The sequence below is a fragment of the Pseudomonas sp. FSO-7 genome (genome assembly GCF_059579345.1).
The window spans coordinates 6,410,163-6,422,043 of record NZ_CM184193.1 but is presented as its reverse complement, the minus strand read 5'-3'; the positions used below and the strand labels follow the sequence as shown (position 1 = coordinate 6,422,043).

General features: G+C 63.9%; 11 protein-coding genes. 1 reads left to right on the top strand and 10 read right to left on the bottom strand.

What is annotated here, in order from left to right:
- Position 1 precedes the first annotated feature (1 nt).
- The 6 genes from AC515T_RS28340 to exbB form a co-directional block, all read right to left on the bottom strand.
- Positions 2–1,399 (bottom strand): aminoacyl-tRNA deacylase and HDOD domain-containing protein, encoded by a 1,398-nt coding sequence (locus AC515T_RS28340; RefSeq protein WP_496530831.1) that lies wholly within the window; start codon positions 1,397–1,399, stop codon positions 2–4.
- A 79-nt stretch (positions 1,400–1,478) separates the two neighbouring features.
- Positions 1,479–3,554 (bottom strand): ATP-dependent DNA helicase RecG, encoded by a 2,076-nt coding sequence (gene recG, locus AC515T_RS28335; RefSeq protein WP_496530830.1) that lies wholly within the window; start codon positions 3,552–3,554, stop codon positions 1,479–1,481.
- Between the two features lie 9 nt (positions 3,555–3,563).
- The gene (locus AC515T_RS28330; RefSeq protein WP_186706903.1) at positions 3,564–4,484 is read right to left on the bottom strand and encodes a hydrogen peroxide-inducible genes activator; all 921 of its coding nucleotides are present in this window, start codon (positions 4,482–4,484) and stop codon (positions 3,564–3,566) included.
- A gap of 326 nt (positions 4,485–4,810) precedes the next feature.
- Positions 4,811–5,569, bottom strand: coding sequence for an energy transducer TonB (locus tag AC515T_RS28325; protein ID WP_496530829.1), 759 nt, complete (start codon positions 5,567–5,569; stop codon positions 4,811–4,813).
- The gene (gene exbD, locus AC515T_RS28320; RefSeq protein WP_496530828.1) at positions 5,566–5,994 is read right to left on the bottom strand and encodes a TonB system transport protein ExbD; all 429 of its coding nucleotides are present in this window, start codon (positions 5,992–5,994) and stop codon (positions 5,566–5,568) included. Before exbD ends, AC515T_RS28325 begins: the two co-directional genes overlap by 4 nt.
- A 6-nt stretch (positions 5,995–6,000) precedes the next feature.
- Positions 6,001–6,969, bottom strand: a complete 969-nt coding sequence (exbB, locus tag AC515T_RS28315) for a tonB-system energizer ExbB (protein WP_496530827.1) — start codon at positions 6,967–6,969, stop codon at positions 6,001–6,003.
- A 188-nt stretch (positions 6,970–7,157) separates the two neighbouring features.
- On the opposite strand from exbB, the gene AC515T_RS28310 reads away from it, so the two are divergent.
- On the top strand, positions 7,158–8,015 hold the full coding sequence (locus tag AC515T_RS28310) for an SDR family oxidoreductase (RefSeq protein WP_496530826.1): 858 nt from the start codon (positions 7,158–7,160) through the stop codon (positions 8,013–8,015).
- Between the two features lie 139 nt (positions 8,016–8,154).
- On the opposite strand, the gene AC515T_RS28305 is transcribed toward AC515T_RS28310, so the two are convergent.
- Genes AC515T_RS28305 through rpoZ form a run of 4 tightly spaced genes read right to left on the bottom strand, consistent with a single transcriptional unit; the run spans position 8,155 to position 11,797 of the window.
- A complete protein-coding gene (locus AC515T_RS28305; RefSeq protein WP_496530825.1) occupies positions 8,155–8,895 on the bottom strand; it encodes a hypothetical protein in 741 nt (246 codons plus the stop codon).
- Between the two features lie 55 nt (positions 8,896–8,950).
- The gene (locus AC515T_RS28300) at positions 8,951–9,331 is read right to left on the bottom strand and encodes a RidA family protein (protein WP_014340863.1); all 381 of its coding nucleotides are present in this window, start codon (positions 9,329–9,331) and stop codon (positions 8,951–8,953) included.
- 36 nt (positions 9,332–9,367) lie between these two features.
- Entirely contained in the window at positions 9,368–11,473 is a 2,106-nt protein-coding gene (spoT, locus tag AC515T_RS28295; RefSeq protein WP_053126562.1) for a bifunctional GTP diphosphokinase/guanosine-3',5'-bis pyrophosphate 3'-pyrophosphohydrolase, read from the bottom strand.
- A 60-nt stretch (positions 11,474–11,533) separates the two neighbouring features.
- Positions 11,534–11,797, bottom strand: coding sequence for a DNA-directed RNA polymerase subunit omega (gene rpoZ / locus AC515T_RS28290; RefSeq protein ID WP_003177259.1), 264 nt, complete (start codon positions 11,795–11,797; stop codon positions 11,534–11,536).
- Positions 11,798–11,881: the final 84 nt, after the last annotated feature.

Here is an 11,881-nt window from a genome sequence, read left to right as displayed (position 1 = left end):
ATCAGTGGCTGAACTGCGAAGCCAGTTCCCGCAGCAGCACTTCCGCCTCAAGCACCTTGCTGACCACGTCGTTAGCCTTTTCCCGGGTCAAACCCACGCGTTCGAGCAGCGCATCCGGAATCTCTTCATCTGGACCGGAGCCGATGCCGCGCGCGCGCAGCAGGCGCACGGCCAGGCACACCAGGTTCGGGTAGGCGGCGTATTCGCCGTCGTAGTGCGGGTCGTGCTGGAAGCGCAGGGCGGTGGCCAGTTCGTCGGGCATGTCCCAGTAGCGCATCAGCCAGGCGCCGATCTGCTCGCGGCTGATGCCCAGCAGGTGCTGTTCCACGTAGCTGTGGCACAGGTGCGGGTTGACCTCCAGGTGCCGGCAGATCAACGAGAAGTGCGGCGGGAACACGTGGGCCAGCAGCAGATAACCGAAGTTGTGCAGCAGGCCGGAGAGGTAGGTCAGGCCGCCTTCGGGCCGCTGGGCGCGGGGCATGGCGCGGGTCAGGCCTTCGATGACGGCGGCGGTGTAGATCGACTGGTGCCAGTATGGCGTGGTGTGTTGCGGGTGGTCCTTGGGCAGGCTCAGGGTCTTGCCCAGGGCCAGACCCAGCGCCAGGTTGATCACCAGGTCGAAGCCCAGTACCCGCACGATCGCGTCTTCCACCGAGCGAATCTTGCCCGGCGAGGCGTAGTAGGGTGACGCGGCCCAGCTCACCACTTGCGCGGCCAGGGCCGGGTCGGTTTCCACCACGCCGGTGATGTCGTCGATGGTGGCGTCGGGGTCGACCCGCAGCTTGATGATTTTTTGCGCGGTTTCAGCCAGCGGCGGGATCTCGATGGTTTCTTCCAGCCGTTGCTGGATACGCCGGGCGGTGAACGCCTGTACCGCCTGGGTGATTTCCGCGCGGTCGTCGTGCGGACGGTCCAGGTTGGGAGTGATGTTGCTCACGGCTTCGCCGAACGTCGCGGCGCTGGCCTTGGTGAGCATGGTCTTGAATGCTTCGCTGGTCACTTCCAGCAGCAGCCCCGGCTCGCCGGAGGTGATCAGCAGCTTCGGTTCGCGCAGCAGGCTTTCTTCGTACAGGCACGGTGAGCTGGTCAGTGCCGGCAGGCCGGGCAGCAGGCTCAGGCTGTGTTTGCCGAGCATGCGCTCCAGGCGTTCGGTCGGCACCGCCGTGAGCTTGCGACCGGTGAGTTCGGCCAGGCGATTGAGGTCCAGCAGCTGGCTTTGCGGAAACAGCACCATGAGCGCGCCAACGGCATCGTGCAGCAACACCGCCTGCACTTTGCGGGCAGGGTTCAGGCCGGGGCGTTCGAGTACTTCGTCATAGCCGATGCCCAATTTCTCGAGCAACAGCCGAATAACAGACGGAGCGTGCGGGGCTTCGGGGACGAGGGCAGCTTCTGTCATGGTCTGTATCCGTTTTCCTACAAGTTGGTCAGTATAACCAGCTTGTCCGGCACGCGGGTCTGGAAAACTGAGCGCGTGCTCACACTTGGCCGTATTGCTGCCCGTGACGCAGCCAGCGATCCAGCAGCGGGCTGACGTGGTCGGGCCAGCGTTCCAGCAGGGCCTGGGCGGCGTCGCGTACGGCGGGGAGCAGATCGGCGTCGCGCATCAGGTCGGCTACCTTGAATTGAAGCAGACCCGTCTGGCGCGTGCCGAGCATTTCACCGGGGCCGCGCAATTCGAGGTCTTTTTCGGCGATGACGAAACCGTCGTTGGTTTCGCGCATGATCCCCAGTCGTTGGCGGCCGATCTGCGACAGCGGTGGGTGATAGAGCAAGACGCAATGACTGGCGGCGCTGCCCCGGCCCACCCGGCCGCGCAACTGGTGCAACTGCGCCAGGCCCAGGCGCTCGGGGTTTTCGATGATCATCAGGCTGGCATTGGGCACGTCGACGCCCACTTCGATTACCGTGGTGGCGACCAGCAGTTGCAGGGCTCCGGCCTTGAATTCAGCCATCACCGCGGCTTTCTCGGCGGGTTTCATGCGGCCGTGGATCAACCCGACCTTCAACTCGCCGAGGGCGGCGGTGAGGTCCTCAAAGGTGGTTTCGGCCGCCTGGCAGGTCAGCTCCTCCGACTCTTCGATCAACGTACACACCCAATAGGCCTGCCGCCCTTCGGCACAGGCGCTGCGCACGCGCTCGATCACTTCCACCCGTCGGGTATCGGTGACCAGCACGGTATTGACCGGTGTGCGACCGGGGGGCAACTCGTCGAGGACCGAGGTGTCGAGGTCGGCGTAGGCGCTCATTGCCAGAGTCCGCGGGATCGGCGTGGCGGTCATGATCAGTTGATGAGGGCACATCCGCCCGCCGACGCCTTTCTGCCGCAGGGCCAGGCGCTGTTGCACGCCGAAGCGGTGCTGCTCGTCGATGATCACCAGGGCCAGGTTCTTGAACTGTACTTCGTCCTGGAACAGCGCATGGGTGCCGACCACCATCGGTGCGCCTTCGGCGATCTGTGCCAGGGCGGCGGCGCGGTTCTTGCCCTTGAGCTTGCCGGCCAGCCAGGCGACTTCGATGCCCAGCGGTTCGAGCCAGCGCTGGAAGGTGATGAAATGCTGTTCGGCGAGGATCTCGGTGGGCGCCATCAGCGCCACCTGATAACCGGCCTCCAAGGCCTGCAGCGCGGCGAGGGCGGCGACCACGGTCTTGCCGGCGCCGACATCGCCCTGGATCAGCCGCAGCATGGGCTCGGGCTGGCTCAAGTCGTAGGCGATTTCGTTGCCGACCCGTTGCTGGGCGCCCGTGGGGGTGAAGCCGAGGTTGGCCAGGTAGCGGGTCGGCAGGTCCCTGGCCTTGGGCATGGCCGGGGCGCGCAGGGACCGCAGGCTTTCGCGCAGGCGTTGCTGGGACAGTTGATGGGTCAACAGTTCTTCGAACGCCAGGCGGTGCTGGGCCCAGTGATGGCCGAGGGCGAGTTCGTCGACATCGGCGTCGGCGGGCGGGTGGTGCAGGTAGCGGATCGCATCGGCCAACGGCGCCAGTTGATAATCCCGGGCCAGTTCCGTGGGCAGCCAGTCGGGCAGGCTGCTGGGGCCGAGCAACGTCAGGGTTTGCTGGCAGAGCTGGCGCAGGCGCTGTTGGGTCAGGCCTTCGGTGAGCGGATAGACCGGGGTCAGGGTTTCATCCACCGGCGGCGGTTCGTCGCCGGTAATGCTGCGGTATTCCGGGTGGTAGATCTCCAGCCCCGACGCCCCGGGCCGCGCCTCTCCGTAGCAGCGCACGCGGGTGCCACGCTTGAGGCCTTCCTTTTGCGCATTGCTGAAGTGATAGAAGCGCAGGCTGAGCCCGCCGGTGCCGTCCTGCAGGCGCACCACCAGGCTGCGACGGCGGCCCATGACCACGTCGGCGCCGCTGACGGTGCCTTCGATCACCGCATCCTGCCCCGGGCGCAGATGGCCGATGGGCACCACGCGGGTGCGGTCCTGATAGCGCAACGGCAGGTGAAACAGCAGGTCCTGGAGGTTTTCCAGGCCGACCTTGGCCAGTTTCTCGGCCATGGCTTCACCGACACCCTTGAGTGTCGTGACCGGCACTTTCGACAGCTCAGTCATGGCAGCGGCTTACTTGGCGGCAGGCGGCTTGGCCACGGAACACAGGCGAATCGAGTCGGCGAGGATTTCGATGGCCTTGGGCCGCGGGAAACTGGCGCGCCAGGCGATGGCAACGGTGCGGAACGGCACGGGTGGCGTCAGCGGGCGGACTTCGATCACGCCGGGGGAGTAATGATGGCTGTCCACCGCCGACAACGGCAGGATCGAAATGCCCAGGCCCGAAGCGACCATGTGGCGAATGGTTTCCAGGGAGCTGGATTCCACCGTGGTGTGCTTGGCCCCTTCGCTGCCCTTGGTCAGGGTCGGGCAGGCCTCGAGCACCTGGTCGCGGAAGCAATGGCCTTCGCCGAGCAGCAGCAGGCTCTTGTCGTTGAGCAGGGCCGCGTCGATGGTTTTTTTCTGGGTCCAGGGGTGCTCGGCCGGCATCAGGACGTAGAACGGTTCGTCGTAGAGCGGCAGGGTCAGGACGTCGGCCTCGTTGAACGGCAGGGCGATGATGATTGCGTCCAGCTCACCGTTGCGCAGTTTGTCGCGCAGCACGTGGGTGAAGTTTTCTTCGATGTACAACGGCATCTGCGGGGCGACCCGGTGCAGTTGCGGAATCAGGTGCGGGAACAGGTACGGACCGACGGTGTAGATCGCGCCGACTTTCAGCGGGGCGGTCAGTTGGTTCTTGCCGGCCTGGGCCAGTTCACGGATGCCTTGGGCCTGCTCCAGGACTTTCTGTGCCTGGGCGACGATGCCTTCGCCCACCGGGGTCAGGCGCACGGCGCTTTTGCTGCGCTCGAAAATCAGCACACCGAGTTCGTCTTCAAGCTTTTTCACACCCACCGACAGCGTCGGCTGGCTGACGTGGCAACGCTCGGCCGCATGGCCGAAATGCTGCTCTTGGGCGAGGGTCACGATGTAGCGTAATTCTGTGAGGGTCATGGCGAGCGTCCGTGAAGTTGCGAGCCAAGCATACCGGCTGCAATCGATAGACGCACGTTATCAGACTGGGGGCGCGGTGGGACACTGTCGAATGTCTGTTGGGTCGTTGCCGGGTATGAAAAAGGCACCTTTCGATGCCTTTGTGCCGGTTGTGCCCATTGTGGCGAGGGAGCTTGCTCCCGTTGGCCTGCGCAGCAGGCCCTAGTGCGGTTGATGCGATCTGCCTGATGTCGCGCATTCACCGGTTCGGGGCCGCTTCGCGGCCCAGCGGGAGCAAGCTCCCTCGCCACAGGACTTACCCAGCCACACCGGGCTGTCAGGTTTGGTCAGCGCCGACGCTTGTCGATGGAGTACACAAACGGTGCCGTCAGTTCGATGGTGCCGTTGGTCAGCAGCTCCGCCGGCGGCTTGGGCAGCGGTTGGGCGCGGCGGATCATTTCCAGGGTGGCCCGGTCCAGCAGCTCCGTGCCGGAACTGCCCACCAATTCGAATGACAGCACGTTGCCGTCGGCATCCACCACGAAACGCAGGCGGTTGGTGCCTTCCTTGTTCATTTGCTGGGCCCTGGGCGGGTACTTCTTGTACTTGCCCAAGTGCGCCAGCAGCGTGCCCTGCCAATTGGCCTTGGCGGCCATTTGTGCCGGTGACGGGCCAGGCGCCGGTTGCGCGGACTTCTCGGTCGGTGCCTGAGTCGGCTGGGTGTCGCTCGGTTTCTGCTCCGACGGCTCTTCCTTCGGCGGCTCCGGCTTCTTCTCAACCACGGGCCTGGGTTTGGGCGGTTGAGGCTTGGGCTTGGGCTTGACCGGCTTGGGCACGGCGATTTCCGGCTTCGGCGCTTCGGCAAGCTTGGGCAGCGGCAGCTCTTCCACCGGCTCGGGCGGTTGCGGCGGTGTGACGACTTTTGGCGGTGCCGGCGGTGGCGGGGCAGGCACTGGCGCCAGCTCGACCATCATCGCCTGGGGCGGCAATTCGATGGGCGCGCGCGAGGTCCAGTTCAGCGCCAGGGCGATGGCGAGCGCATGCACGCCCAGCACGACCACCAGGCTACCGCTGTAACGCGTCAGCTTTTGGCGCGTCGTGATCATTTCTGCCGCGCCGTCTCGAGTCCGACCAGGCCGACCTTCAGGTAGCCGGCGCTTCGCAGCGTGTCCATCACGCTCATCAGGTCGCCATAGTCCACGCCTTTATCGGCCTGGAAGAAGATCGTCGTGTCTTTCTTGCCTTGGGTCTTGGCGTCGAGGGTCGCGCCGAGGGTGTCGACCTTGACCTCGTCTTCACCCAGGAACAGGCGTTGGTCGGCCTTGACGCTGAGGAACACCGGTTTTTCCGGCCGCGGCGAAGGCTTGGCCGTCGACGCCGGCAGGTCAACCTTGATGTCCACGGTGGCCAGCGGTGCCGCCACCATGAAGATGATCAACAGCACCAGCATCACGTCGATGAACGGCGTGACGTTGATTTCGTGGTTTTCGGCCAGATCGTCGTCTGCGCCTTCTTTCAAATGCAGGCCCATGGCCGATTACCCCACTTTCACCATGTGCGGTTGCGAGCTGCGCTCGGTCGGCAGGTGGTCGAGGTCACGGCTGACCAGCAGCAGGACTTCAGCCGAAGCGTCGGAGACCTGAGCCTTGTAGCCGGCAATGGAGCGGGCGAAGACGTTGTAGATCACCACGGCTGGAATGGCCGCGACCAGGCCCAGTGCCGTCGCCAGCAGGGCTTCGGCGATGCCGGGCGCGACGACGGCGAGGTTGGTGGTCTGGGTCTTGGCGATGCCGATGAAGCTGTTCATGATGCCCCACACGGTGCCGAACAGGCCGACGAAGGGGGCCGTGGAACCGATGGTGGCGAGCACGCCGGTGCCACTGCTCATGTTGCGACCGCAGGCGGCAACCAGGCGCTCCAGGCGGAAACTCACGCGTTCCTTGATGCCTTCCTTCTCGCGGCTGTTGGCCGACAGGCGCATCTCTTCGAGTGCGTCATGCACCAGCAGGTTGGCGAGGGTGCCTTCCTTCGCGGCGGTGGCGCTGGCTTCCTTGAGGGTGGCGGCTTTTTTCAGGGCGGCGATTTCACCGCGCAGGCGACGCTTGGCACCCAACAGCTCGAAGCCTTTGGCAATCCAGATAGTCCAGGTGATGATCGAGGCGATGGCCAGGCCGATCATCACGATTTTCACGATGATGTCGGCGTTCTTGTACATGCCCCATGGCGACAGGTCGTGGGCCATGCCCAGGGAGTTGTCGGCTTCGAGTGCTTCAGGTGCCTGGGCCTCGACGGCTTGGGGCGCATCGGTGGCTACCGGCGTCGCAACGGGAGCGGCCGGGTCTGCCGGTGCCTGGGCGGCCGGGGTTGTGGCTGGGGGCGTGGTGGGCGTCTGCGCATCAGCGAACGCGGCGGCAGGTGCCAGCAGCAGGCTGAACAGCAGGGCGGCTACCGTGCTCCAGGCACGAGGTCGATTGGTTGGCGAAGCGGGGGATAGAGAGCGTTTCATGCTGGCCGGACCTGAGAAAAAAAGAAGGTAGGTGTTCTTCCAGGCCTCGTGGGGCCGAGAACAAAAGTGGCGAGCATTATTGCAAGTAATTCTTGTTAACAAAAGTAATACAGTTACTTTTTTTGTCCCATGGCTAGCCGCTCGTCCCCCACGGAGGCTAGTCTGCGGCTTTGCCAGAGGAGTTCTTGATGTCCGCGCCTTCTGTTTTGATCGCCGGCTGCGGTGATATCGGCGGCCGCCTGGCCAGCCAGTTAGTGGCCGAACAATGGCAGGTCTACGGCCTGCGCCGCACGGTTTCGCATCTGCCGGCTGGGGTTATCGGGGTCGCGGGGGATTTGTTCAGCGAGCAATGTCCCGTCGCTTGGCCCACCGGCCCGCTGGACTACCTGGTGTACAGCGCCGCTGCCACCGAGCATGACGAAGCGGGCTATCGCGCGGCTTATGTCGAAGGGTTGCAGCATGTGTTGGGCTGGTTGGAGCAACACGGGCAGCGGCCCAAGCGCCTGCTGTTTGTGTCCAGCAGCAGTGTTTATGGGCAGCAGCAGGGCGAATGGGTGGATGAAACCTCGCCCACCGTGGCCGGCGGGTATTCCGGTCGGCTGATGCTCGAAGCCGAGCAAGTGGCCCTGGACAGTGGCATCCCGGCCAGCCGCGTGCGCCTGACCGGCATCTACGGGCCGGGTCGGGAGTGGTTGCTGAGTCAGGTGCGCCAAGGTTATCGCGTGGTGATCGACCCGCCGCTGTACGCCAATCGCATTCACGCCGACGATGCCGCCGGCTTGCTGGCGTTTCTGCTGGAGGCTGATCGCCAGGGCAAGGCACTGGATGACTGCTACATCGGCGTCGACGACGCCCCTGCGCCGCTGGCCGAGGTGGTGGGCTGGTTGCGGGAATTCATGGGCGTGACCGAGTGGGCCGAAGATGCCAGCGTGCGTCGCGCCGGCAGCAAGCGTTGCAGCAATGCCCGGGCAAAAGCGCTGGGCTGGACGCCGCGGTATCCGAGTTTTCGCGAGGGGTATGCGGCGATTCTGGAGGAGCGCTGCTGATTCCTGTACCCCGCATACTACTGTGGGAGCGAGCTTGCTCGCGATGAGGCCATCACATCCGACATCTTGGTTGGCTGGAAGGACGCTATCGCGAGCAAGCTCGCTCCCACAGGGGATCTTTGCTGTTGCTTGGAGCGGGTTACTGCTTTTCCAGCACCCACTGCCGGTTGCCCGGCGTGAACGAAGGTATTTCATCGGCCAGCGACGCGTTGATGGTCTGGAAGATTTCCAGCTTCTTGCCATCGCGGGCAAAGATCCAGGTGTTGCCCAGGCCGTTCTGCTGTAGCCAGATGTTGTCGTTGCCATCGCTCATGGAGGCGCAGCCGCCAGCCAGGCACAAGGCGTAGCGATCGGCGCCAGGCAAGCCGCTGACCTGGCCGTCAGGCTGGAATTGCACGGTGGCGCCCTGGCCGGGACCTTCGGCGATTTTCCAGGTGCCGCCCAGGTAGGCGGCATACAGCGCGCGTTCGAAACTGGCGCCGATGGGTGCGCCCTCCGGTACCTGCACTTGCGCGCGGTCGAATACCTGCTGCGGCTCGTTCTCGGTGGCGGCTTGGCTCAGCTGGTCGCCGTCGCGCTTGAGTTCGCTGGCGGAGCTGCCGTAGAAATCGACTTTCCAGGCGCCGTCTTCTTCGCCCAGCAATTTGCCTTCGACGTTTTCAAAGCCGTTGGTGTAGCGCGCCTGGCCGGCCCGGGTGTTGACGTCCCATTCCAGGTTGGGGCCGTAGCCTTGCAGCGCTTCGCGCAGCGGGCCGCCCTTGGCGGCAGCGTCGATGGCCGCCTGGTTGATCCAGGTGCCGCTGATGTCACGGTCGGCAGGGTCGCTGGCGCAACCGCCCAGAAAGAGGGCGAGCAGCGAGAAAGCAAGCGCTTTGCGCATGGTGGAATCCTTTCAAGACGAAAACGGCGCAGCGGGGGAGGCTGCGCCGACCTTATTACTCGATGACCAGGATGGCATCCATCTCAACCTGCGCGCCCTTTGGCAGGGCCGCTACGCCAATGGCGGCGCGGGCAGGGTAAGGCTGGTCGAAGTACTTGCCCATGATCTCGTTGACCTTGGCGAAGTGGCTCAGGTCGGTGAGGAAGATGTTCAGCTTGACGATGTCCTTGAAGGAACCACCGGCGGCCTCGGCCACGGCCTTGAGGTTTTCGAACACCTGCACGGTCTGGGCTTCGAAGCCTTCCACCAGTTCCATGGTTTTCGGGTCCAGCGGGATCTGGCCCGACATGTACACGGTGTTGCCGGCCTTGATCGCCTGGGAATAGGTGCCGATGGCGGCTGGGGCCTTGTCGCTGGTGATAACGGTCTTGGTCATTGATGACTCCTTGTAAGGAATAGGGCTATTGGGGCGCTATGCGCGCATGCGGGTGATGCGGATAACGCCGGTCAGGGCGCGCAGTTTCTTGATTACGCGGGCCAGGTGCACACGGTCGTGCACGCTGACCACCAATTGAACGACGCTGATGCGACCATCGCGCTCGTCCATGCTGATTTTTTCGATATTGCCGTCGGCGGCGTTGACGCTGCTGGCCAGCAGGGCGATCAGGCCGCGCTGGTGCTCCAGCTCGACCCGCAGCTCGACATTGAATTCGCCGGTGACATCCTTGGCCCAGGAGAGCTGGATGCATTTTTCCGGGTTGTGGCGGATTTCGCTGATGTTGCGGCAGTTGTCCAGGTGCACCACCATCCCCTTGCCGGCGGACAGGTGGCCGACAATCGGGTCGCCCGGGATCGGCGTGCAACACTTGGCATAGCTGAGCACCAGGCCTTCGGTGCCGCGAATCGCCAGCGGACCTTCGGGGCTTGGCAGTTGTTCGCCTTCGCCGAGCAGGCGGCGGGCGACGACATAGGCCATGCGATTGCCCAGGCCGATGTCTTCGAGCAGGTCTTCGATCAATTCGAGACGGTACTCATGGAGCATCACTTGCACGCGCTCGCCCGGAATCTTGTCCAGGGAACTGTCGAAGCCGTTCAGGACCTTGTTCAACAGGCGTTCGCCGAGGCTGATGGACTCGGAGCGGCGTTGCAGCTTCAAGGCATGGCGGATGTGCGTGCGGGCCTTGCCAGTGACCACGAAGTTGAGCCACGCCGGGTTGGGCCGTGCGCCGGGGGCACTGACGATTTCCACCGTGGAACCGCTTTGCAGCGGCTCGGACAACGGTGCCAGGCGACGGTTGATGCGACAGGCGATGCAGCTGTTGCCGACGTCGGTGTGCACCGCATAGGCGAAGTCCACGGCCGTGGAGCCTTTGGGCAGCTCCATGATCCGACCCTTGGGCGTGAAGACGTAGACCTCGTCCGGGAACAGATCGATCTTCACGCTCTCGATGAATTCCAGGGAATTGCCGGCGCGCTGCTGCATTTCCAGCACACCCTTGACCCACTGCCGGGCGCGGGCGTGGGTGCTCTTGGGTTGTTCGTCGCCGCTGGATTTGTAGAGCCAGTGGGCGGCGATGCCGTTGTTGGCCATCTCTTCCATTTCGCGGGTGCGGATCTGGATTTCGATTGGCACGCCGTGCATGCCGAACAGCGTGGTGTGCAGCGACTGGTAGCCGTTGGCCTTGGGGATCGCGATGTAATCCTTGAAGCGCCCCGGCAACGGTTTGTACAAATTATGTACAGCCCCCAGCACGCGGTAGCAAGTGTCGACCTTGTCGACGATGATCCGGAACGCGTAGACGTCCATGATCTCGTTGAAGGCCCGACGCTTGCCGCGCATTTTCTTGTAGATGCCGTAGAGGTGTTTCTGTCGCCCGCTGACTTCGCCTTCGATGCCGTCGATGGCCAGGCAGTGGCTCAGGGACTCTTCGATCTTGTTGACGATTTCCTTGCGGTTGCCCCGGGCGCGCTTGACGGCCTGGTTGATCCGCGCCGAACGCATCGGGTGCATGGCCTTGAAGCCCAGGTCTTCGAACTCGATGCGGATCGCGTGCATGCCCAGGCGATTGGCGATGGGGGCGTAGATTTCCAGGGTTTCCTTGGCGATGCGCCGGCGTTTTTCGCCGGACAGCACTTCCAGGGTGCGCATGTTGTGCAGGCGGTCGGCGAGCTTGACCAGGATCACGCGGATGTCGCGGGCCATGGCCATGGCCATTTTCTGGAAGTTTTCGGCCTGGGCCTCGGCCTTGGTCTCGAAGTTCATCTGGGTCAGTTTGCTGACCCCGTCGACCAGTTCGGCCACGGTTTCGCCGAACTGCGCTTGCAGCGCTTCCTTGGCAATGCCGGTGTCTTCGATCACGTCATGCAGCATCGCCGCCATCAGGCTTTGATGGTCCATGTGCATGTCGGCAAGAATATTCGCCACGGCAAGCGGGTGCGTGACGTACGCCTCGCCGCTGCGGCGGCGCTGGCCGTCGTGGGCTTGTTCGGCGTAGAAATAGGCTCGGCGGACCAGGTTGACCTGGTCCGTGCCGAGGTAGGCCGATAAGCGATCGGCGAGGGCGTCTATGCTCGGCATGATGATGACTCCTGCCGTTTGCTGTGACCCCGCGCCGTGCTACGTCGACCAGGCATAGGCTTAGACCGCCTCGTTGGACTCGTCCTCGAACGCTGCGAACAGCGGTTCGTCTTCGACGATCTCAGCGTTGGCGATGAACTCGTAGCTCATCAGGCCTTCGGCGATTTCACGCAGCGCTACCACGGTAGGCTTGTCGTTTTCCCACTGGACCAATGGCTCTTTGCCGCCGGTGGCCAGTTGACGGGCACGCTTGGTAGAGAGCATGACCAGCTCAAAGCGGTTTTCCACGTGTTCTAGGCAGTCTTCAACGGTTACGCGGGCCATGGTATTCCTCGGAGCGAATGCAATATGCGCGCTGCCCGGTTGGGCGAGCGGACTCGACAGTTTAAAAAAACACCAGCGTTTAGG

Excerpts from the sequence above, each read along its gene's own strand:
- exbD (WP_496530828.1), bottom strand. The coding sequence starts at position 5,994 with ATGGGCCTGCATTTGAAAGAAGGCGCAGACGACGATCTGGCCGAAAAC.
- AC515T_RS28340 (WP_496530831.1), bottom strand. The coding sequence starts at position 1,399 with ATGACAGAAGCTGCCCTCGTCCCCGAAGCCCCGCACGCTCCGTCTGTT.
- AC515T_RS28325 (WP_496530829.1), bottom strand. The coding sequence starts at position 5,569 with ATGATCACGACGCGCCAAAAGCTGACGCGTTACAGCGGTAGCCTGGTG.
- rpoZ (WP_003177259.1), bottom strand. The coding sequence starts at position 11,797 with ATGGCCCGCGTAACCGTTGAAGACTGCCTAGAACACGTGGAAAACCGC.
- AC515T_RS28310 (WP_496530826.1), top strand. The coding sequence starts at position 7,158 with ATGTCCGCGCCTTCTGTTTTGATCGCCGGCTGCGGTGATATCGGCGGC.
- exbB (WP_496530827.1), bottom strand. The coding sequence starts at position 6,969 with ATGAAACGCTCTCTATCCCCCGCTTCGCCAACCAATCGACCTCGTGCC.
- AC515T_RS28330 (WP_186706903.1), bottom strand. The coding sequence starts at position 4,484 with ATGACCCTCACAGAATTACGCTACATCGTGACCCTCGCCCAAGAGCAG.
- AC515T_RS28305 (WP_496530825.1), bottom strand. The coding sequence starts at position 8,895 with ATGCGCAAAGCGCTTGCTTTCTCGCTGCTCGCCCTCTTTCTGGGCGGT.
- recG (WP_496530830.1), bottom strand. The coding sequence starts at position 3,554 with ATGACTGAGCTGTCGAAAGTGCCGGTCACGACACTCAAGGGTGTCGGT.
- AC515T_RS28300 (WP_014340863.1), bottom strand. The coding sequence starts at position 9,331 with ATGACCAAGACCGTTATCACCAGCGACAAGGCCCCAGCCGCCATCGGC.
- spoT (WP_053126562.1), bottom strand. The coding sequence starts at position 11,473 with ATGCCGAGCATAGACGCCCTCGCCGATCGCTTATCGGCCTACCTCGGC.